A 21,938-nucleotide genomic window follows, 5' to 3' on the forward strand; every position below is an offset into this window, starting at 1 on the left:
AAATAACAATGACTTAAAGAAGTCGTTTAAAGGAGATATATAACATGAGAACACTTGTAGTCGTATCCCATCCACGGACAGATTCTTTGACATGGAGTCTGACAAATAAACTGGTTGAGGGGTTAACTCACACTGGACATGAATATGAAATATTGGATTTGTATGCGGAAAATTTCAACCCTCTATTATATCCGGTGGATGAGCCTGAATTTGGAAATCCAGATAAAGTATATTCTGATGAAGTTCAGCGTGAGATGGACCGCATCAGGAAGCATGATGCTATTATTTTTGTGTTCCCCGTATGGTGGCATAGCACCCCTGCCATTCTGAAAGGGTACATTGATCGGGTATTTAACAGTGGGTTCGCGTATGGAACGAGTAAGTTGCCGATTGATAAAATCAGATGGGTTGCCATTGCCGCTGATTCAAGAAACGGGTTCAAAAAACGTGGTTATCAACTGATGATGGAGCACCATCTTAATATCGGAATCGCTGATTATGTTGGTGTACCTGATTCTGAAGTGTGCTTCCTGTATGATTCTTTGGGTGCAGAAGGTATGGCACATCAAGACGCACTACAGGCTCATTTTGAACAGTTGCATTTGCAAGCTTATCAAATAGGCAAAGATTTTTAAAACGCTTAAATTTAGAAGTGTGATGATTAAAGATGCAGAAGAAATACCGTATTTGTGGTGAGTAATTTTGTAGGAGCATCCTGAACACCAATCAACACAACAAATTAGAAAGCAGACAGTGACAGCTTTCAAAACAACATTCAGTGAAAACCTTCCGACTGATTTTTCAGTTGATGCATTTAAGGAAAGAGAAACAGTACCATTGTTTCCTGTTATAGATCAAACTCATATAAATTCTTTGTTTTTAAACTAAATATATGGAGGTGTGAAGAGGATAGTAATGCAAAATGTATATTGACTTACAGTTGACTTTAAGGTCTATACTACTCCAGTATCTTAAAGCATTTGCCCAGTGAGGCGTAGTAATGGATTAACAAAATTATGTAATGATGATTAAAATGAACTAAATTATGTAATGAATTGGAGATCTAATCAACAATGATTAAGAGCAATAAATGGAATGTATTTGGACTGGCAATACTACTGGGTTTATTCTCTACACTAGGTCCATTTACGATTGATATGTATTTACCGGCTTTTCCTGAGATTGCAGAGAATTTCAATATAAACGCATCACTTGTTCAGTTTAGTCTTACTGCTTGTTTATTAGGGCTTGGTGTAGGACAGCTCGTTATGGGTCCTATGAGCGATGCTTACGGTAGACGTAAACCATTGTTAATTTCCATGATAGCCTATATTATTTGTTCCTTGGCGTGTGCCTTTGCTCCGAATATCGGACTATTGATTTTGTTTCGTTTCACGCAAGGATTTGCAGCTTCAGCTGGAATTGTCATTTCCCGTGCGATAGCTAGAGATCTATACAGTGGACATGAACTCACTAAATTTTTCTCTTTGCTTTTGCTTGTAGGGAATTTGGGGCCTTTGGCAGCACCAATCGCGGGAAGTGGGGTTCTTTCATTCACGACATGGATTGGCGTATTTATCTCCCTTTCATTTCTGGGGATTTTCTTATTAGTCATGACAAAGTTGGGCTTAAAAGAAACTCACCCAGTCGAAAGACGTATGGTTCCCGACTTCAAACAGCAATTGGGTAATTACAGAATGCTTCTGCGTGACCGCAAGTTTGTTGGCTACATGCTGGCACAGGGAATCATGACGGCTGGGGTCTTTGCTTATGTAGCAGGAACGCCATTTATTTACCAAAATATATATGGAGTCACACCCACTGTATTTGCTATATTGTTTGCTTCAAACGGAATCAGCTTGATCATCGGATCTCAAATCGTAGGTCGATTGGCAAAACGTATCCCTGAGCAGACCCTGCTATTATCTGGACTATGGCTTGCTATAATAGCAAGTGTCGCTGCATTGGTGGTAACTCTGGCTCATGGTCCACTTTTCGCGTTGGTCATTCCATTGTTCTTCTTCGTTTGCTCAATCGGCATTACGTCTACAGCAGCATTCCCGCTTGCCATGGAGAGTCAAGCTAAGATGGCCGGAAGTGCAGCAGCACTGCTCGGAGTCGTTCCATTTCTTCTGGGTGCACTGGTTGCTCCTCTAGTCGGTGTCGCAGGTGAAGACACTGCCGTCCCGTTAGGACTCACTTTATTACTGACCAGTTTTGTTGCGATTCTGACTTACTTCCTACTAGTTAAAAACATCTCGCATCATACACCTCAACATGCTCAGTCTGATTCTGACTTTTAGCTCATAAAGGTTTGATGTATAGATCAATAGAGAAAGGTGACGGTGCAGGATTTCTATCAGGAGATTCATTCTTTCTCTTTTCAAGAAGAAGCATTTTGATGGCTTTAAATCTTTAAGAAAATGGTTTTAAAATGAAAACGCAACACAAGCGGAAGAATTCTCACTAAACTAGTCATGCAGTTTCGTGAGAATTTCTTCTGTGCATGGTTGGAGATAGCTGGGAAGAGAAGTACGTACACGAGTTATAATATTTGTTGAGGGTCAAGAACATGGTTCCATTGAAAGTTGCTATTATGGTATTATCCCCTTTTAGTAGATAAGAGAAAAAAGACATCTGTTAAGATGGACTTAATCTTGTCAAACGAAGGGGATTTTTTCATGGCTAAAAAAGGACAAACTTTCCGTCGGTACTCCTTGGAATTAAAATTGGAGGCGGTCCGGCTAGTCAACGAGGAACATATGAGTATATGTGAAGTGGCGAAACGTTTGGATATTCAAAATAAATCTAGCTTATGGATGCGAGAGTTTTCATCACATGTTGACAGAAAAATTTACACTAAAGAAGTGGTAGTAAGTGAGTATTAACGCCAAATTACGGAGTATATTTAATACTACATAATCTGGATTAAGTATTTATGTTTCTGTAGAAGAATAGAAGGCGAAATGATTTTAATTTAAGTGAATAGAGTATGTTAAACTGAGACTGTTATCTAATACTAGATAGTGGTCTTTTTGCTGTATAATTAAGATGAAGATATCGCAAAATCCGTATCCATTATAATGCATAAAGATGCAAAGTGAATTTTGCGCTTTTTCTCACTAATTATGAAAATCATTGAGCAATTCAAATTGTAATAATAACTTATTCTCACTAATTATGAAAATGTGTATTGATACATAAGCTTTATTGATGACTTTTTCTCATTAATTATGACACCACACAGTGAGGGCCTTGATTCGTCAGAAACACTGATGAATCAAGGTTTTTCTACTTTATATGGTGATGATTAATAAAACAGGCAGTTTAGTTTAACTCCGGAAACAAGAATAGGGAACAAGTGTTCTTTACATGTATTATATATGAGTATATAATCAAAACGAAACGGAAACGGAGATCTGGTTTGCTTGATAAAACATGTAGATTCTTCTTTGGTGTAAGAATATTATAAATAACTCAATTTTGGAGGAGTCTGTATGCCATATTGTAAAGTCAAGAATGCCAATATATATTACGAGGAAATGGGTACAGGCAAACCGATTATAATGATCCATGGTTTTACACCAGACCATCGGTTAATGAGTGGGTGTATGGAACCGATATTTGAAGATATCCCCGGTTGGCGTCGTATCTATCTTGATTTGCCTGGAATGGGACAAACAAAGGATTACGATCAAATATGTAATTCAGATGAAATGCTAGAAGCAGTTATAAATTTTATTGAAACTCTTGTCCCAAACCAAGATTATCTCATAGCAGGCGAATCATACGGTGGATATATTACAAGAGGAATAATTAATAGACATAAAGATCGTATTGGTGGAGCTGCACTGATTTGTCCATTAATTATTCCTGAACACAAAAGAAGAATACTTCCCGAGCATTTTGTTGTTCATTGTGATCGCGAGTTTATAGACACCTTGAGTGAAGAGCAAATAAGTGATTTTAGCGCTAATCAAGTCGTTCTCAATGAATATAATTGGAAAAGGTATTCTGAAGAGATCGTGGCAGGTTGTAAGATCGCTGACTACGATTTTCTTAGCAAGATTCAAAGAAACTATGGATTTTCCACCAATATAGATGAATTAGTTTTCGATAAACCAACAGTATTTACTCTTGGGCGACAAGATGCAGTTGTTGGTTACATAGATGCTTTTAGAATTTTAGACAATTATCCTAGAGCAACCTTTGCCGTTCTAGATCGAGCAGGCCATAATCTTCAGATTGAACAGGCTCTATTATTTGAGTCACTTATGCGTGAGTGGCTTGAAAGAGTAATAGAGTTTGGATTTTAGTTGTATATTAATCCATTGAACTAACGGGCAGTGTAGTTTAATAAAACCAAGAAAGCGGCCGATAAATGTGATCGGCTGCTTTTGTTTTCAACAAACGAGCAGGATAGTTGAACAGCTTCTCAATGTTCTGGGGGGGGGGTTACAAGACGTCCCCGGCAGCGGACCCGAATCCTTCTTTGTTTGAAGACGACGGCAGTGCTTGTGATTTGGAATGTTTCTTCGGCGTTTGATTCGAAGGCGACCCTTATCATTACGAACTATAATGGTGTTATAGAGTGGAAAATTATTCAGAATCATTTATAAATTGAAGTGAAATACCCTTTGATGAGATCAGGGAAAGAGAGAGGGAAGGATATATGGTGAAAAAAATTATGGAGTTGATAACCAACGCTTCAATAGATGGAGATGATGGTATTTTAGTAGCTGCTTTGAAGTTGCTAAAGAATCAATGTAATTTAGAAGAATTAGAAGGTGACTACTATATTCAGCTTGTTAATATGATTTCTTTAGTTAAGGTGGAAAGCACAAAGGCACTTTTAATTGAGACCATTGTTGAGTCTTCTGATTATGTCAGTGGAAATGAATTCTTAGATGAATATGTAAGACTTTTATCACGAGGCGCGACTAACGTTGAGGAAGCAGCAAGATGTTTAGGTGCATTTACCGCTGCGGGCTCTACTAACAATGAAATATTCTTGCAGCTAGCTGAGAACTTAGATCATGAGTTCGCCATCGAAATATTAGTTTCAATGGGCCGCTCTAAATGGGGGGATATACCTAGCCATCTAGAGTCATTCGCTCGACGGGTTCAAATAGCACAAAGAATAAGATATCGTTCAGCGGTAATTGGAGCTTTCTTGTTAATTGTGCATCCGTTGTGTTCAGAATATGCTCATATCAGTTCGTTATCTTTTGGATATCCATTTACTGAATCTGCTGTGAACGATTGGGCGTGGGTAACTCCAAAAAACACAGAAAAAATAGTAGCAAAGAAAATAGTAACTCCAAAGGAAGCAGATGTATTGGTGAAATTAGGTGGCTTATTACGAAGTAATGTGAATTTAAGTTTAAGAGAAACTAAAAAACTTTATGCAGAATTTTTTGAAGATAAGAATCCGTTTGATGTTATTTATACTTTGCCAGAGTAGTTTCAATTTTAGGGGAGGCAGATTGGCAAATCAAGTGCAGCGAATCTTTTGAATGACTTGTGAGCCGTTTTCTAAAAATCACACTAGTTTGCAAGATAGAAAGGTACACTTTTGACGACAGGTCACAGCTTTATAGTGTTTCTAACAGATACATGGGATACCTGGCCACAGGGAAGGGGAGTAGATGCTCATTCAACGGTTTTTGAATTATGGCAGTAAGGAAGATTTTTTGTAAAGGTTAAGGTTGATATGTTATTTACTACATCTCTTTAGAAAAGAGCGACGGTATTGACTTTGGCGTAGAATGACGCTTTCGTCGGTATCGTCGCTTTTTTAGGTTGAAAAGTGGGCAGTAGAATTAAGCCAACCTCTTTTTAAACTTTTTTTGTTTTTTCTCCTTTTGAAAAGAACAACTTATAGCAACAAAAAGCGTATGGTATCATTACTAGTGCTTTATTCCGCAAATAAAACGGTTCTTTAGAATCAAACTTTACTTGAGAATTAAGGGAAATGTGGAATGAGGCGAGCTGCTATTAATGTCTTCATTTTATGATAGTTATATACGATTAAATAAATTTATTTTTGGAAATCCCCTTTACTTTCCTCCACTTCAGAAGGCAAACTCATTTAGTGAAAACTACCTCAAGGAAACTTTTGATAAATATATGTTATGTATAGCTGAAAAAGCTGTTAATGTGAAAGGGATGTCAGCTTTTTAATAGGGTTTATACAAGCGGGAATTAGTGAAAAAGAAATAATTAAGAAGTTGAAGGAGAATTTAAAGAAAGAACACTTTATTTAGAAGATGCTGGTTTTGTGGTAAATACCAATTTCGAGTGAACCCAACCATACGACCAATAACACATATGTAATATCCGTGGACGATAGTTAAGGTGGACTACTGTCAATAGAATGGACACTCTGAAACGAGAATCATTATGCTGCATTTGCATACTGGTTCGGTGATGACGGGTTGTAATATTTAAAATATTGTATGGATTTTGACCATTCCATTTAAGCTTGATACAATAGGATAAACGAAGTGGAGATACTTTAACATAGAATGGTGTGGTCTAAACTTGCAACATGAAAACGAACTCTTGGATGTATGGTTGTCTTTGTCTCACATCCATTCCACTTTAAATGATAAGTTAGAACAAGCTCTGCTACAAAATTATGATTTATCCTTGAAGGAGTTTTATGTGTTGGGTTTTATATCCAATTCTGAAGAAAAAAAATTACGACTGCAGCAACTTCAAGAATTGGTGGGGTTAAGTCAAAGTGCGACATCGAGACTCGTAGTTAGAATGGAAGCCAAAAACTGCGGGGCTTTACAAAGACATACATGCGAGGATGATCGACGAGGTGTGTATACTCGTATTACGGAATTAGGTGAAAATAAATTCCAGCGTGCACTTCAAACCTTTAATCAGGTGTTACAATCAGAACTTCAGAAAGATGGAGTGAAGTCACAATTTCAAAATCTTACGCAAAAGCTGTTTTAGACTTTGCAACCTGTGTATATCGTTCTTAGTTTCCTTAGGGTAATATGTGGCTTGAACGTTGTGCCACGAAAGGCTCTTTACAGGGGCTTAGTTTATTACCCTACACGATTCAATAGAAATGTTATGAAGTGGAAAGCAACCATTTACATGATTGCACATGCATATTTTAATCGGACTTCCAACCATGTACGCATAGAAACGCCCTTCCGAAACTCCTCCTCATGAGGAGGAGCTTTATCGTCTGGAACCACCGCCAGCCCCCTTTGCTTAAGAAACAGAGGCCGTATTGCGCTTTTCCTTGGCGTTGCCGCGGTCGCGACGACTTAGCAGAAATCCGACCAGAGATGCCGTGGATTGCTGGAAAATCATCCCGAGTACAACAGGCAGTGCTACCGGGGCCGGGAAATAGGTGATGGCAAGCACAGCTCCCGCGCTAATATTGCGCATGCCGCCGTTAAAGACAAGCGCCGTACGGTCTGCACTGTTCCACCGCATCAGCCCTGATATCAGATAACCGATCGCATATCCAGTGGAAGCAAGGACGACTATGGATAGGCATACTCCGACAAGCTTGAGATTAAAATCGACCAGATAAGGTGCGATGACAGATCCGTTAATCATGACGACAAGAGCCATAGCCAGCTTGGAGAACGGGCCTAGCCGAGGTCCCCATACCTGCTTGATCTTCCCTTTAGTCCATTCGTTCAACACCATGCCGATTAGCGAAGGAACGACAATCATCCAGAACAGGCTCTGCATCATCGCCCAGGTATCAAGCTGCACATCCGCTCCGATCAGCAGGGACATGATGCCCGGCACGGCGAATGGGGCCAAAATCGTATCAATTAGAATGATCGCTAATGTCAGCGCCGTGTTGCCTTTATAGATGTTGACCCACACGAAGCTGGAAATACCTGTAGGGATAGCTGCACCAAGAATAAGTCCAGTGATCGTATAAGGATCATTACTGAAGGCCAAATGCCCCAGCATCATAGCGAGAAGCGGCATGGCCAGGTGAAGAATAAATAGACAGGCGATCAGCGGACCAGGATGCTTTATCACATGGACAAAATCCTTAAACCCCATACTGATGCTGCCCGCGAAGGTCATGAATGCAAACAGCCAGGGAGAGAGTTCGGTATATTGTGACAACGGCGTACCGATCAGGACGCCAATTAGAATGCTGATTGGTGTAATTAGCGGCATAGCTGCATTTAGTCTTCGATTCAACGTGAGGAGCATACAAAACTTCCTTTTTTAACCTTAAGTATAGACCTTGCACCCCCAATTCGTAAATGATCTGTGACCTTGCGGTAGCCCGATAGAAGCAAATTTGAACGCTCCTGATGAACATAGATTAACCCTTCAAATTATTTCGATACTCCAAAGGAGAGCAGCCCATTATTTTTTTGAATAGCCTGGAGAAGTAGTAAGGGTCCCTAAAACCGAGTTGTATGCTAATTTCTTTAATAGAAGCATTCGTCAAATCCAAAAGCTGACTGGCCCTCTGTATCTTCATTCTTAAATAGTAATCGACAGGAGAGTAGCCGGTGGATTGCTTGAATATCAAGTTCAGATGCTGCTTGGATACCTGAACATGCCGACTAAGCTCCTCAAGCGAAAGAGTGGATTCCAATTGTTTACTCATATAGCGTGTTGCCTTATCCACATGACTCTGGTACGTACTGTCTTCCTTGCGAAATGCAACGGAAACAACAAAACTCAGCAGATAACGGACAGTTTGCGATACTTGAACTAAATGTATGATGGAGTATGATTTGTTTAGTAAAAGATCGTAACACTGATGAAATAGCTCCAGTAGTTTGACTTCATCACTGGCGGCCATCGAAATATACGTTTTAAAAGGCTCAAATAATGCCATAAAATCATCAGCTTGGTCCCCTTTAAGATGTAACCAGTAAATCGTCCAAGGATCTCCATCGTCAGCCCCATAAGCATGCGGCATGTCCCTGGGAATGTACGCAAAGCTTCGCTCCGTCATGTCAATCGTTAGGTTATCCTTTGTTCGTATCCAACCTTTTCCGCTGGTACAGTAGATGAATATATGAGAGTCACATCCGTGCATTCTTTCACGAAAATGATGGCGGGCATGGCTGAAGCAGCCTATATCCGTAATATATAGATTTTTTGTGAGCGGATTCATGTTTAATTTATCCAGTATATAGGGTGGAAGGACATATAACTTTTCACCCTCAAATCCATCAGCTTTCTTATACATAATCTATCCATCTCCTAGCCTTAGGCGGCTCTAATGATGAAATACGTATATAGTCCATCATAAACAGTGGATTGTCAATTGTCTGTACTGTCGCTTACTTGTAAGCTCTGAATATAAGAGCGACTATGAGGGAGTGATGGAATTGAGCATCTTCGACGCTAAGGCACGCGTGTGGGAGGAAACCGTGCAGATCCCCACATATGGAATTGGCAAACCCGACAAAAATCCAATGTTTCTGGAGAAACGTGTCTATCAAGGAAGCTCCGGTCGAGTGTATCCGCATCCGGTAATTGATAAAATTGAGGATGAGAAGAAGCTTGAGAATTATCAGTTGGTTTTTCTGGAAAATAAATACTTGCGCATTGAGATCATGCCAGAGCTGGGAGGACGCATTTATCGTGCGGTCGACAAGACCAACGGTTACGATTTTGTTTATTATAACAGGGTCATCAAACCAGCGCTTGTGGGCTTATTGGGGCCGTGGATATCTGGAGGCATTGAGTTCAACTGGCCGCAGCATCACCGTCCCAACACTTACGGACCCGTCGAATACAAGCTTGAAGAACAAGAGGACGGAAGTGCAACGGTATGGGTGAGCGAAATTGATCGTATGTTCGGCACGAAAGTAACAGCTGGTTTTACACTTCAACCGGATAAAGCATACCTTAAAGTTGGGGCCCAGCTATACAACCGGACTGCCGAGCCTCAAACGTTTCTATGGTGGGCCAATCCAGCCGTAGCGGTACATGATCACACACAATCTGTTTTTCCTCCAGACGTATCAGCTGTGTTCGACCATGGAAAGCGAGATGTATCCCGTTTCCCGATCGCTACAGGCACTTATTATAAAATGGATTATTCTGAAGGCGTAGATATCTCCCGATATAAAAATATTCCTGTCCCTACTTCATATATGGTCTATAAATCGGATTACAATTTCATAGGTGGTTACGACCATATGAAACAAGCGGGGCTTTTGCATGTGGCTAACCATCACATCTCTCCCGGAAAAAAGCAATGGACATGGGGAAATGGCGAATTCGGCCAAGCATGGGACCGGAATCTAACAGACGAAGACGGCCCCTACATCGAGTTGATGACGGGGGTATATACCGATAACCAACCAGATTTTACTTGGCTTCAGCCGTACGAAGAAAAATCGTTCTCGCAGTATTTTATGCCTTACAAACATATTGGTATTGTCAAAAACGCTTCAATTGACGCAGCCGTTAATTTGGAATTAAATCGCAGCGAAGGGACAGCACGGATTGGAATCTATGTAACTTCGTCATTTCGTGACGCTGTTGTGGAATTAAGTAGTCAGCGGAAAGTTTATATCCAAGAAACCTTAGATCTGACACCTAATAAGGCCTTTATGCAGAAGACAGTTATTTTGGCTGAGGATGAGGATTATGAACTATGCTTAACCGTCAAAGACGCGACCGGAAGGGAGTTGATTAGCTACCAGCCGAAGAAAAAGGAAGTTGAACAGATGCCGGCTGCTGCCGCCCCCCTGCCAGAACCGGAGGAATTAAGATCGAACGAAGAATTGTATTTAGCAGGACAACACTTGGAGCAATACCGTCATGCTACCTTTGAACCCGAGGCGTATTATCTTGAGGGCCTGAAAAGAGATAAAAATGATAGCCGCATAAATGTGGCTTATGGTACGTTGCTTCTTCGTAGAGGATTGTATTCAGAAAGTGAAGAGTGCTTTCGTAAAGCTATCTCGCGGGTAACCTGGCGTAACTCTAATCCCTATGATGGTGAGGCCTACTACCAGCTTGGTTTGTCGCTCAAACACCAAGAGCGGATGGATGAGGCGTTTGCTGCATTTTATAAATCAGTATGGAGTGCGGCATGGCAAGACAGCGGGTACTTCTCACTGGCACAGATCGCGACAGAAAAAGGGAACTATGAGGAAGCACTGGAGCTGGTGGAGTGTTCGATAATCCGAAATGCTCGCAACTACAAAGCACGCGACCTGAAGTCGGCTATTCTTCGTAAGCTTGGCAACTACGAAGTAGCAATAGCCTATTCCAAGGAAACGATTAAGCTCGATATCGCCGATTTTGGAGCTTACCGTGAGCAAGCATTATCATTAGAGGCTCTCGGGTTACGAGATGATGCTAAAACGGTCTTCGCAGAGCTGGAAAAATGGATGCGTGGAGATGTGCATAATTATCTAGCGGTAGCATCGGATTATGCGGCGGCGGGACTCTATGAGGATGCAGCATGTGTGCTGGAAGAAGCTCCAGAGCAGGCGAAAACATACCCTATGCTGTATTACGTTCAGGCCTTCTGCTATGCTAAAATCGGCAAGCATGAGCAGGCGAATAATGCTCTCGCTCAGGCCGCAGATGCAGTACCAGACTACTGCTTTCCTAACAGTCTGTTTGAGTTGGATGTGTTACAATTTGCAATTCGAACAAGACCGGGGGATGGAAAGGCGCATTATTACTTAGGTAATTTACTCTATGACAAGAAACGGCATTGGGATGCCATTTCCAGCTGGGAAACGTCTCGTTCCATTGACGATACTTACCCCGTTGTTCACCGTAATCTTGCTCTTGGATATTTTAACAAACAAGGCCAAGTAAAGAAGGCTCGCCATTCGTTAGAGCAGGCCTTTGCGTGCAATACTTCAGACGCACGTGTTCTTTATGAGCTTGACCAGCTGTATAAGAAGCTGAACATCAAGCCCAACGACAGATTGGACCTAATGGAGAGTTATCCGGGAATCATAAAGCTTCGCGATGATCTGTTTTTGGAATATGTAACCGTTCACAATACGATGAAGCAGCATAAAATAGCGTTGTCTTTGCTGACAGGGAGAATATTTCATCCATGGGAAGGCGGAGAGGGGAAGGTAACTGGACAGTATAGGCTTGCCAAGGTAGAGCTTGCGAAGTCCGACCTGAGGTCTGGGCAGATTGAACAGGCTGTAAAAGGGCTGCGGGAGGCTTTAATGTATCCAGAGAATCTTGGCGAAGGTAAGCTAGAGGGTTCCCGAGATAACGATATCTACTATTATTTGGGCTGCGCGTATGAGCTATTGAAATTAACAGATGAGGCAAGGCAGGCTTTTTCCACGGCCTCTCAAGGACAGGGGGAACCCATTAAAGCCATGTATTATAACGATCAACAGCCGGATATGATATTTTACCAAGGATTGGCCTGGCAGAAACTTGGTTATGCGAAGGAAGGCAATCGTCGATTCAACAAGCTTATTGATTACGCCGAAAGGCACTTGTTTGAACCCGTGAAAATAGATTACTTCGCGGTCTCGTTACCCGACTTTCTCATCTTTGAAGATGACCTGAATATTCGTAATCAGGTTCATTGTACTTATATGAAAGCACTTGGTTTACTTGGATTAGGACGACAGGACGAAGCTATCTTGCATTTTGAATCGGTGCTTAAGCTGGAAGCTAACCATCAAGGAGCATTGAACCATATGGACTGGAGCTGGGAGGGGGAATCAAATGAGTAATCTCATGAGAAATGTACCGCGCAAATTGACGATCACCATGTGGGACTTTTCTTGGTATACAATGACGCAGGAAGGTGAGCCCTACAGCGATCTTGAGGCCCGTTTTAAAGAAGCGGTCGAAAGAGGATACAATACGATCCGAGTATGTGCTATGCCATTCATGTTGTTTACAGCGGATGGCAAACGTCCTGGACCCTTGGAGTTTGCTAACCTTGGGAAAGTAGGCCAGCGTACGCGTTGGTATAACTGTCGTGGCGGCGCAGTGCTGGACGGGCATGCTCATTTACTTGAACTGTTTAAACAAGCAAAGGCTCATAACTGTTACATTATGTTATCCTCTTGGGAATATCAGCAGAGTCCCAGCTTTCTGGCTCATGCTGAGCTTAGAGATGAATTAGCTGCAATACCTCCTAAGGAGAGATTCATGGCCATTGCAAAATCAATGGATCAGTTGATCCGTTTTGTCACAGCAGAAGGCTATAGGAACCAAATCATCTATACAGAGTTGCATAACGAAGTGGAATTTGGGCAGTTAAACGCTGTTGGGACGTCTGAAGGCATAGCCGAAACGAATGTACCAGCACTAATTGAAGCCATGCAGCCCTACGTAGAAGAAGCGATAGAATATCTTCGCCAATGTCATCCCGATATTATGATGACGGCAAGCTATACGTTAAATGAAGCCTACCCTAAAGCTTACGTCGCGCGCAATATGCAGGTTGCCCATTTTCATCTTTATATTAAAGGAGTGCTCAATGAGCTTATGGAAGCGGCAGGGCTTTATGATGAGTTGGCGCCGTTCCCCAATCCATTCGTACAATCCCTATTAAGAGAAGATGCTCCTCCATTTGCAAAGTGGACCCTGCCTCCGGAGCAGAATTGGCGGATGGAAGGCAATCCAGTCGGCATGAGGCTTATTTATTTACACGACTGGGTAGATCCCGACCAATGGGATTTATTTTTGTACGATCGGTATGGAGACCATAAAATTGCCATGTTGCAGAAGGCCGACACCCGTTTGGAAGAGATTCATGAATGGACTCGTCATTCCGGCATTCCAATAGTCATAGGAGAAGGTTATGTAGGCTACACGCCGCTGTATGCCCAATTTGAAGAAGGCCCAGTCGGCAAATTTATCGCTGAATATGTGTTGCGAAAAGGAATGGCACTTGGGTTCTGGGGAATGACCCTCTGCTCTAACTGTGCTCCCCATCATCCATTCTGGAATGATATCGCTTGGCAGCGCAAGTGGAATCAATTTATCCTGAATTCAGATTAACGAGTGAGGGGAATGAACTCCATGAGAAACTATCGGGTTACAGTCAAAGACGATCAAAAGCATATTGTTAAAGGACATATCAAACTTGGCGGCACCAATCCAAAAGGAGAGGAAATCGGATTCACCAACTATTTTATGGAGAAGGACGGAGAGCCCTTTTTCGGTATTTGTGGTGAATTCCATTACGCCCGTTATGATGAACGCTATTGGGAAGACGAAATTATTAAAATAAAAATGGGCGGCGTAAACATCATTGCCACTTATATTTTTTGGAACCTACATGAAGAAGTTGAAGGTATTTTTGATTGGAGTGGGAACAAGAATCTTCGTCGTTTCATCGAATTGTGCGGCAAGCATCAGATATACTCCATGATTCGGATCGGCCCCTTTGATCATGGGGAAATTCGAAACGGCGGTATGCCAGATTGGTTATTTGGTCGACCATTTGAGGTTCGTTCTAATGATGAGGGGTATCTGTTCTATGCAAGAAGAATGTATAACGAAATCGGTACCCAGGTTAAAGGGTTGTTATATAAGGAGGGGGGGCCAATTATCGGCACCCAAATCGAAAACGAGCATAATCATTCATCTGCCCAGTGGGCCTTGACTGTAGGAATTAATGATATGTGGTTAAACAGCGGAAGTGACGGTAACTCGCATATGTTAAAACTTAAAGAAATAGCTCTTGAAGCAGGGATTGATACTCCGATTTATACGTGCACAGGATGGGGAGGAGCAACAACCCCTGTACCTGATATGCTGCCATTATGGGGCGGGTATGCCTATTGGCCATGGATCTACTACGAAGAGGGACGTTTGGAGGGGATGAACGAGCATCCTGCGACACCGGAATACATTTTCCGAGACAAGCATAATAACAAGATTCCAAAGAGCTACAATTTTGAGCCTCAATATGCGCCTGAAGACTATCCGTACGCTTGCTGTGAAATGGGTGGCGGCATGGTTCAGTTTTATAAATATCGATTCGCATTTCCCTACCGCAGTGTTCCAGCGATGACTGTCATGAAGGTTGCAGAAGGCTGTAACCTGATCGGATACTACATGTATCATGGGGGTTCCAATCCTCGAGGTAAGGTTAACCCGTTCACAAATGATCTAGCTACCCCTAAAATAACCTATGATTTCAACGCCATGATCGGCGAATTCGGTCAAGTAAGGGAATCATACCAAAGAACAAAGCTGCAGCATTACTTTTTTTCAACGTTCCAAAAGCAATTCTCACTAACAAAGACTATTCTGCCAGGGGATACGTCCCAGATGGACCCTTACGATGTGGATACGTTACGATATGCAGTGCGATCCAGTGCCGGATCGGGTTACCTGTTTCTAAATAATTTCCAAGACCATGCCGAAAATTACGACCTGTGCGATTTTAATGTGAGCATTGAGCTGCCCGAGGAAACGATTGTAATCCCTAGTCAAGGTGAACTGACGTTAGGACGTGATAGTTTTGCCATATTGCCATTTAACTTCAATTTAGATGGAATGAAGCTCAAATATGCTACGGCACAGCTGATAACAAGGATAGAAGATGATGGAGAAGCATATTATTTTTTCTTTGTACCAGAGGGCATGCAAGGAAGGTATGAAATGGAGTCAAAAGATATAATCAGTGCCACAATCGACAACGGCTCGATAGAGCAAATAGATGGAAACACGATCATTAAGGTTGCTGAAGAAGAGGATAGTCTCATTCACCTGGTATCTGAAAGTGGCAAAAAAGTCGCCATTTACACGATGACTGATGAGCAAAGTCTTACATTTTGGAAGGTAAACATGCAAGGCCGGGATAGAGTCATTTTGACAAATGCCAATCTACTTGTATCTGAGGGCGATCTAAGGCTGGAATCAACGGACCAAGAAATGGTAACCCTGAGTGTATTCCCGGATTTTGACGCCTCATTCACATCGATTTCCGGTGGAGAACTGCTTGAAATAACAGAAAATAGTGTATTCAAAACATATCGTTTAAAGGCTCCTAAGAAGGAAATTCATTTCAATTTGAAAAGGATAAATAACGATAAATTTACCCTTGATTTCGAATTAGATGCCTTTCACGGAATCAAGGAAGCTCTGCTGCGTATCCATTATACTGGAGATATCGGTTATGCTTTTATTGATGGCGAACTGATCAACGATAATTTCTGCAACCATACGACCTGGGAAATAGGCTTGAAAGCATTTGAACATCGGCTCATCGAGCAAGAGTTGTACGTATATGTTTCCCCCATTCGAAAGGGTAAGGTTCTCAACAGCAATACGACTATGGCTGGCTGGAAAGAGACGGCAAAGGAACGTATTGTAGATATCGGTTCGGTTAGCCTTGTGCCTGTATATGAAATCAAAATCACCATATAACCCAGAAGGTTACATGGTGATTCTTTTCCAGATTAATTTCACATAAAGTAGGGGGCAAGTGAATACATGAGTCTTTTTTATTTTCTTAATGTGTTTTTAGTAGATACCGGCTTTTTTCGATGTTTCTTTGATCCCGTTGCTTCCGTTAACTACAGTTTTGCCCCAATCCGTCAGATTGCCATTAGGTCCTGTTACAAGATCAAGGTAGGAAAGGTTGGAACTATTACCATACCAGGACCAGGCTAACCAGCCTACTCCTTTGGATTGGCCATATCTCATGATTTCTGTCTCGTCGACGTCTGCTCCCTGATGGTAACCGCCAAATTCACCAATAATCAGAGGAAGTCCTTGATTCAGAACGTTATCAATATTGGTTCGAACAGTTTGAACATCTTTACCCGCGAACTCATACATATGGATGGAGAATACCGTATTCTTCAAAGAATCAGCTGCAAATACAGATTTACCAAAGTCATTGATAGACTGAGGATATTGTCCCCATCCGGCACAATCGACGATGAGCGTATTTTTGATACCTGCGTTTCTCAACTTGGGAATTGCTTGCTTGTATCCATCAGCCCAACCACTTCCATTCCAAGAACCATACCATTCGTTCGCAATGTTTACGATAACCCGGTCTTCCTTGCCGATCAGAGCATCTTTTATGCTAATCCAGTAGTTCACAGCTGCATCCAAAGACGCATAGTCGTCTTTGCCTGTAGCGTCATGAACTTCAAGTACAGCAATCATTTTATGGTTGGAGACAAGAGAGATAATATTTTTCACGGAATTAATGTCATCCTTGGTGTACTGATTTCCGTTAGAAAGGACAATTCGGACGGTATTAGCACCTGTCTGGGCAATTGCCGGGATAGCTGTATAAAGATCATTTTTGTACCATGTGTGAGCATGATTGACGCCTCTCATAACAAATGGCTTGCCTGTAGAATCATACAATTTGGTACCGCTTACATAAAATCCTGAAGCAGCTTCTACCTTGGAGTAAACTCCTCCTAAACCAATCATGATGAGCAAGCCGACCAGTCCAGACAATAATGCTTTTCTTAACAATACCTTCATTTTTATTCCTCCCTAAATATATTATTCAACTTCCTGCTATACAGAGATGAGGTAGGTATGTAAGTGTGTAAATAACAGTAAGCTAAACACAAGTTAAGCGTTTTCAATTTGAAGAAAAGTTATTTTTGTTATTCTATCATTTGAGTTTTTGTTATTCAATTGATTTTTTTAGTTATTTTTTGTGTTTTCGAAATATAAACACATGTATTTATTATTTAAGTGTAATTTTCTATGGTTTGATTGTATTTATTGCTTATAATTGTTTGAAATTTAGTTTATTCTAATAAAACTAACCTAACTTTTTTGTTTTAATATATCTGATTTATGTATATGAACCTAACGTTGTGCTTGGCTAATTATCTTGAACAAAGGCGAGATCTAATCGGACAGCAATACCTAAGCTTCACCGCGATATTAAATTATAGTATGATATTCTTGTGAAAAATTTTACCAGAGTGAATAGGGGCAAGCTGATGAGAAAACCAATCATTGCAGTCGATATGGACGATACCATCTGTCATCTCGTCAAACGAGCCATATACCATAACAATAGTGAATTTCCCACTCATCCGCTTCGGTATGAAGAAATGTTAGATTGGAACACCGATCATCTACGTCATCCCAAAAGCACGCATGATGTATTTTATGGGCGACCGGGTTTGTTTGAGGAACTTGAACTGTATGACGAGTATGTTGTAGAAGAGATGGAGAAGCTTTGCAATGCTTTTGATGTCATTATTGTGACAGCGGCAGAACCCAAGACCGTCGTAGAGAAATGGAACTGGCTTCAAAAACATATGCCATTCATTCCGATTGAGAACTTTTTCCCATGTAAACGAAAGAACCTGATTAACTATGATCTCCTGATTGATGATGGTCCTCATAATTTAGTGCCTGCGCTAGAGGAGGGGAAAAAGGTGCTTTGCATTCCTCATCCATGGAATCTGAGAGCAAGAGAGCAATATGAGTTCCCCGTCATGACATCCTGGCAAGGAGCAAAAGAACGAATCGACTCCATTTTAGGAGTTCTGTATAAATAATAGAACCATTCGTAAAACAGCTGGTTCCTTTGGAACTGGCTGTTTTGCTAGAAAGAATAGCACTTATGATTGAGATAAAATGGTACAATTGATATGCATTATCCATGAGGAGGGAACGTGTATGACCATGACTATGGGTCAGATTGTGAATCATCTGACCAAGGGAATAAGCATACCCAATACCACCGTAGATCTGCTGGACCCAGGATATATAGATACTGAGGTGCAAGGAATTGTAACCGCTTTCTCCGCTTCGCAGTATGTGATAGAACAAGCTATTTCTCTAGGTGCAAATTTTATCATTACGCATGAAGGTATCTTTTATAGTCATCAGAGAATGCATGAATGTTTACTACATGATCCTGTTTTTTTGCAAAAATCTCGCCTCATTGCCGATGCAGATATAGGCATTTATCGGTTTCATGACACCATACATCGTTATCAACCGGATGGAGTGATGGTTGGGCTTCTTCAGGCGCTTGGCTGGCACAACTACATTGTGAAGCAGCAGCCGACGGCCGCCATTTTGACTATTCCGGCTATGGAAGTTAAGGAGATCGCTGAATATATCAAAGCCAAACTACATATTCGTTATGTACGGGTGGCTGGCGAGGTTTCCATACCATGTGAACGAGTGGGAATCTCAGTAGGATACAGGGGAGGTGGTGAACTAGCCATTCCATTATTTCTAAATGAAAATGTGGATTTAGTCATTGCCGGTGAGGGCCCAGAATGGGAAACACCAGAATATGTTAAAGATGCTGTCTATCAAGGGCAAAGTAAAGCACTTATCATGCTGGGACATGCTGAAAGTGAAGCACCTGGGATGAAGTATCTCGCAGATGTACTTTCCGCCCAATTTCCAATGCTCCCCGTACATTTTATTGAAGATCGCCCGGTGTTTCAAATATTGTAATGAGAACACGTTTTTTGTGATGGTTATCCCGCACTGTTGTTATATCCGTTCATCCACTTTATGAAATGGAGGCAAGATGATGGGAAGCAGAGTGATTATGCCGTTCAAAACAGACTGGAAATTTATAGAAGGTAATTACGCAGGTGCTGAGAAAATGGACTACAACGATGATCATTGGCGGCTCCTTCAAGTCCCTCATGATTGGAGCATTGAAAAGTCCTTTGATCCACATATGCTGTATGGTGGCAATCAAGCTTATTTGCCGAGATGGTCTGTCGGATGGTACAGAAAGCATTTTAATGTGAAGCCCTCCTCTCCAAAACAGCGCGTATACATACAATTTGATGGCATTCACAGTAACAGTGAGGTTTGGATCAATGGGCATTTTGTGGGCAAGCGACCCTATGGATATGTTAGCTTTCAATATGATTTGACTCCATATATTCGGTGGGATGAGGAGAATGTGATTGCCGTCAAAGTGGACAATACGATTCTTTCACCTGACAGATGGTATTCGGGGGCCGGTATTTATCGTAATGTTTGGCTGATTTGTACGGATTATATTCATATAACCGAATGGGGGACTTACATTACCACACCTGAAATTTCGCCAGATGAAGCCAAGGTGACTGCCAGAATCCAGGTCACTAATCATCACGCGCATGACGTAGAGTGTACGATTATGACTGAAATGCTGGACCCACAGGGACAGACCAAAGGAAAAGTGGAAAACCGAGTAACTCTTTCGGGCTGTAAAACGAGGGAAATAGAGCAAAAAACGCGAGTTATAGAGCCAGAACTATGGTCACCGGACAACCCAGTGCTCTACGAAGCCCAGACGACGATCTATTGCGACAATACAGAGGTGGATCGTTATTGTACTCCTTTTGGCATAAGAGAAGTGAAGCTGGATACACAAAAAGGTTTATTGCTGAACGGAAGCAACTTAAAGCTAAAGGGAGTGTGCATTCACCATGATTTAGGCTGTCTGGGGGCTGCTTACCATGATGCAGCCATGAAGAGAAGGCTGCAGAGACTGAAAGAAATGGGCTGTAACTCGATTCGTTTTGCTCATAACCCGATGGCGCCCGAATTATTAGATTTATGTGATCAGATGGGGTTCTTGGTGGTTGATGAAGCTTTTGACAAATGGAAATCTCTTTTCTATGAGCATTTGTATGATGAGTGGTGGGAAAAAGATCTGGAAGCAATGTTGCTCAGAGACAGGAACCATCCCAGTGTTTTCATGTGGAGCGTTGGGAATGAAGTGGAAAACCAAGGTCAGCCATCCATGCTAAAAATGTTGGAGCAGCTCGTGGGTTTTTGCCATGAAAAAGACCCAACCCGACCGGTTACATGTGCGCTTGAGCCGCATAATACACCGATCAGTCTGCGTGATGGTTCGATTGAGGCCAAAGTGGAGCATACCAAACAGCTGGCACAACGAGTGGATGTTCTAGGGTTAAACTATCAGGAGCAATGGTATGAGCACTATAGAGCGGCCATGCCGGATACGCTTATCCTTGGAACCGAGACGTTCCCGTACTATCGGGGTAAGGATAACCGTGTTAAAGGTTATTTGCCCCTAAATCCCTGGTTTGATGTCGCTAATCATGATTATGTGATCGGTCAATTTGTTTGGAGTGGAATTGACTATTTGGGAGAAACGAGCTATCCCTCCAAAGGGTGGTCTTCGGGTCTGATTGATACTTGCGGATTCCGCAAACCAGTATCTTATCTCCAACAAAGTTTATGGTCTGATCAGCCTGTTGTGCACATAGCCGCATTTAACGAACATATGAAATCGGAATTTAATCCGACATGGACGATGCACTGGAAATCTCCGGCCATGGAAGATCACTGGACATTTCCTGAATACGGTGGAAAATTGATACGGTTGGTTACCTTCACCAATTGTGAGAGCGTGGAATTGATCGTGAATGATGAATCATACGGTGAGAGGAAGCTAGTGGATTACCCTAATCATTTAATCCTATGGGAGCTTCCCTATACACCGGGCAAAATCCGGGCTGTAGGTCGTAATGGAAACGAGAAGGTTTGTGAGCATGAATTGACTACTGCCGGGCTTCCTTATGCTCTAAAGTTGGAGGCTGATCGGGTAATTCTACCTGCTGATGGGCATGAGATATCTCATGTGGAAGTAACCGTCATAGACCCAAACGGGATCATTGTACCTAGCCAGGATTTTGATGTAACCTTTAAACTGCATGGTGATGGTCGTATCCTTGGAATAGACAATGGGGATCTTACCAGTGATGAATCCTTCAAGGGGAATGAGAGACGAACACACAGAGGAAGGTGTCTCGTTGTTGTACAATCCGGTTATGTAGCTGGTGAGTTGTTGCTTCAAGCGTCAGCAGAGGGAGATTTGCAGGGAGAAACCAGACTGAAAATAGAAGAATAACCCAAATGATAATTCAAGGCTGATTCAGTATAGAGCTTGTATAGTTTAATTAAAAGGTCTGAATAGGTGATGAGTGCTTATGCCTTACCTGTTCAGACCTTTTTTTATGTTTACAGCA

At 41.8% G+C, this 21,938-nt stretch carries 15 protein-coding genes; 12 read left to right on the plus strand and 3 right to left on the minus strand.

All coding sequences use genetic code 11. From position 1 onward, the window contains the following. The first annotated feature begins 44 nt into the window (after nucleotides 1-44). The 6 genes from KAI36_RS03010 to KAI36_RS03035 all read left to right on the plus strand — a co-directional run bounded on the left by KAI36_RS03010 (nucleotide 45) and on the right by KAI36_RS03035 (nucleotide 6,969). Entirely contained in the window at nucleotides 45-635 is a 591-nt protein-coding gene (locus KAI36_RS03010) for an NAD(P)H oxidoreductase (RefSeq protein WP_220026898.1), read from the plus strand. Nucleotides 636-1,073: 438 nt separating this feature from the next. Further along, nucleotides 1,074-2,303 carry a multidrug effflux MFS transporter gene (locus KAI36_RS03015; protein WP_220026899.1) on the plus strand — a complete coding sequence of 410 codons (1,230 nt, stop codon included), beginning with the start codon at nucleotides 1,074-1,076 and terminating at the stop codon, nucleotides 2,301-2,303. Between the two features lie 378 nt (nucleotides 2,304-2,681). Beyond that, entirely contained in the window at nucleotides 2,682-2,888 is a 207-nt protein-coding gene (locus tag KAI36_RS03020; RefSeq protein WP_220026900.1) for a transposase, read from the plus strand. A 609-nt stretch (nucleotides 2,889-3,497) separates the two neighbouring features. Then, nucleotides 3,498-4,316, plus strand: coding sequence for an alpha/beta fold hydrolase (locus KAI36_RS03025; RefSeq protein ID WP_220026901.1), 819 nt, complete (start codon nucleotides 3,498-3,500; stop codon nucleotides 4,314-4,316). Between the two features lie 356 nt (nucleotides 4,317-4,672). Continuing rightward, nucleotides 4,673-5,464, plus strand: a complete 792-nt coding sequence (locus KAI36_RS03030) for a hypothetical protein (protein WP_220026902.1) — start codon at nucleotides 4,673-4,675, stop codon at nucleotides 5,462-5,464. 1,079 nt (nucleotides 5,465-6,543) lie between these two features. Beyond that, complete coding sequence (locus KAI36_RS03035) at nucleotides 6,544-6,969, plus strand: MarR family winged helix-turn-helix transcriptional regulator (protein WP_025719952.1); 426 nt, start codon at nucleotides 6,544-6,546, stop codon at nucleotides 6,967-6,969. Nucleotides 6,970-7,236: 267 nt separating this feature from the next. On the opposite strand, the gene KAI36_RS03040 is transcribed toward KAI36_RS03035, so the two are convergent. Both KAI36_RS03040 and KAI36_RS03045 read right to left on the minus strand, forming a co-directional pair. Then, a complete protein-coding gene (locus KAI36_RS03040) occupies nucleotides 7,237-8,211 on the minus strand; it encodes a bile acid:sodium symporter family protein (RefSeq protein WP_220026903.1) in 975 nt (324 codons plus the stop codon). Nucleotides 8,212-8,326: 115 nt separating this feature from the next. Then, nucleotides 8,327-9,208: an AraC family transcriptional regulator gene (locus KAI36_RS03045; RefSeq protein ID WP_220026904.1), complete on the minus strand. Its 882-nt coding sequence runs from the start codon at nucleotides 9,206-9,208 to the stop codon at nucleotides 8,327-8,329. A 136-nt stretch (nucleotides 9,209-9,344) separates the two neighbouring features. Here KAI36_RS03045 and KAI36_RS03050 point away from each other — a divergent pair, with 136 nt between their 5' ends. The 3 genes from KAI36_RS03050 to KAI36_RS03060 are packed head-to-tail and all read left to right on the plus strand — an operon-like array spanning nucleotide 9,345 to nucleotide 16,359. Beyond that, entirely contained in the window at nucleotides 9,345-12,701 is a 3,357-nt protein-coding gene (locus KAI36_RS03050; protein WP_220026905.1) for a DUF5107 domain-containing protein, read from the plus strand. Continuing rightward, on the plus strand, nucleotides 12,694-13,980 hold the full coding sequence (locus KAI36_RS03055) for a cellulase-like family protein (RefSeq protein WP_220026906.1): 1,287 nt from the start codon (nucleotides 12,694-12,696) through the stop codon (nucleotides 13,978-13,980). Before KAI36_RS03050 ends, KAI36_RS03055 begins: the two co-directional genes overlap by 8 nt. Nucleotides 13,981-14,001: 21 nt before the next feature. Continuing rightward, nucleotides 14,002-16,359: a beta-galactosidase gene (locus tag KAI36_RS03060; RefSeq protein ID WP_220026907.1), complete on the plus strand. Its 2,358-nt coding sequence runs from the start codon at nucleotides 14,002-14,004 to the stop codon at nucleotides 16,357-16,359. A gap of 96 nt (nucleotides 16,360-16,455) precedes the next feature. Here the strand turns inward: KAI36_RS03060 and KAI36_RS03065 are convergent, their stop codons facing one another. Next, nucleotides 16,456-17,439: a glycoside hydrolase family 5 protein gene (locus KAI36_RS03065; protein WP_220026908.1), complete on the minus strand. Its 984-nt coding sequence runs from the start codon at nucleotides 17,437-17,439 to the stop codon at nucleotides 16,456-16,458. 473 nt (nucleotides 17,440-17,912) lie between these two features. On the opposite strand from KAI36_RS03065, the gene KAI36_RS03070 reads away from it, so the two are divergent. From KAI36_RS03070 to KAI36_RS03080, 3 genes are all read left to right on the plus strand, one after another. Then, nucleotides 17,913-18,479 (plus strand): 5' nucleotidase, NT5C type, encoded by a 567-nt coding sequence (locus KAI36_RS03070; RefSeq protein WP_220026909.1) that lies wholly within the window; start codon nucleotides 17,913-17,915, stop codon nucleotides 18,477-18,479. Nucleotides 18,480-18,600: 121 nt separating this feature from the next. Continuing rightward, the gene (locus KAI36_RS03075; protein WP_220026910.1) at nucleotides 18,601-19,395 is read left to right on the plus strand and encodes a Nif3-like dinuclear metal center hexameric protein; all 795 of its coding nucleotides are present in this window, start codon (nucleotides 18,601-18,603) and stop codon (nucleotides 19,393-19,395) included. 79 nt (nucleotides 19,396-19,474) lie between these two features. Then, nucleotides 19,475-21,820, plus strand: coding sequence for a glycoside hydrolase family 2 TIM barrel-domain containing protein (locus KAI36_RS03080; protein ID WP_220028037.1), 2,346 nt, complete (start codon nucleotides 19,475-19,477; stop codon nucleotides 21,818-21,820). The last annotated feature ends 118 nt before the right edge of the window (nucleotides 21,821-21,938 follow it).

This window comes from Paenibacillus sp. S02 (assembly GCF_019454065.1).
Classification (GTDB): Bacteria; Bacillota; Bacilli; order Paenibacillales; family Paenibacillaceae; genus Paenibacillus; species Paenibacillus polymyxa_B.

What these genes read in the sequence shown, in the direction of transcription:
- KAI36_RS03010 (WP_220026898.1), top strand. Translation starts at nt 45, where the DNA reads ATGAGAACACTTGTAGTCGTATCCCATCCACGGACAGATTCTTTGACA.
- KAI36_RS03015 (WP_220026899.1), top strand. Translation starts at nt 1,074, where the DNA reads ATGATTAAGAGCAATAAATGGAATGTATTTGGACTGGCAATACTACTG.
- KAI36_RS03020 (WP_220026900.1), top strand. Translation starts at nt 2,682, where the DNA reads ATGGCTAAAAAAGGACAAACTTTCCGTCGGTACTCCTTGGAATTAAAA.
- KAI36_RS03025 (WP_220026901.1), top strand. Translation starts at nt 3,498, where the DNA reads ATGCCATATTGTAAAGTCAAGAATGCCAATATATATTACGAGGAAATG.
- KAI36_RS03030 (WP_220026902.1), top strand. Translation starts at nt 4,673, where the DNA reads ATGGTGAAAAAAATTATGGAGTTGATAACCAACGCTTCAATAGATGGA.
- KAI36_RS03040 (WP_220026903.1), bottom strand. Translation starts at nt 8,211, where the DNA reads ATGCTCCTCACGTTGAATCGAAGACTAAATGCAGCTATGCCGCTAATT.
- KAI36_RS03045 (WP_220026904.1), bottom strand. Translation starts at nt 9,208, where the DNA reads ATGTATAAGAAAGCTGATGGATTTGAGGGTGAAAAGTTATATGTCCTT.
- KAI36_RS03050 (WP_220026905.1), top strand. Translation starts at nt 9,345, where the DNA reads ATGGAATTGAGCATCTTCGACGCTAAGGCACGCGTGTGGGAGGAAACC.
- KAI36_RS03055 (WP_220026906.1), top strand. Translation starts at nt 12,694, where the DNA reads ATGAGTAATCTCATGAGAAATGTACCGCGCAAATTGACGATCACCATG.
- KAI36_RS03060 (WP_220026907.1), top strand. Translation starts at nt 14,002, where the DNA reads ATGAGAAACTATCGGGTTACAGTCAAAGACGATCAAAAGCATATTGTT.
- KAI36_RS03065 (WP_220026908.1), bottom strand. Translation starts at nt 17,439, where the DNA reads ATGAAGGTATTGTTAAGAAAAGCATTATTGTCTGGACTGGTCGGCTTG.
- KAI36_RS03070 (WP_220026909.1), top strand. Translation starts at nt 17,913, where the DNA reads ATGAGAAAACCAATCATTGCAGTCGATATGGACGATACCATCTGTCAT.
- KAI36_RS03075 (WP_220026910.1), top strand. Translation starts at nt 18,601, where the DNA reads ATGACCATGACTATGGGTCAGATTGTGAATCATCTGACCAAGGGAATA.
- KAI36_RS03080 (WP_220028037.1), top strand. Translation starts at nt 19,475, where the DNA reads ATGGGAAGCAGAGTGATTATGCCGTTCAAAACAGACTGGAAATTTATA.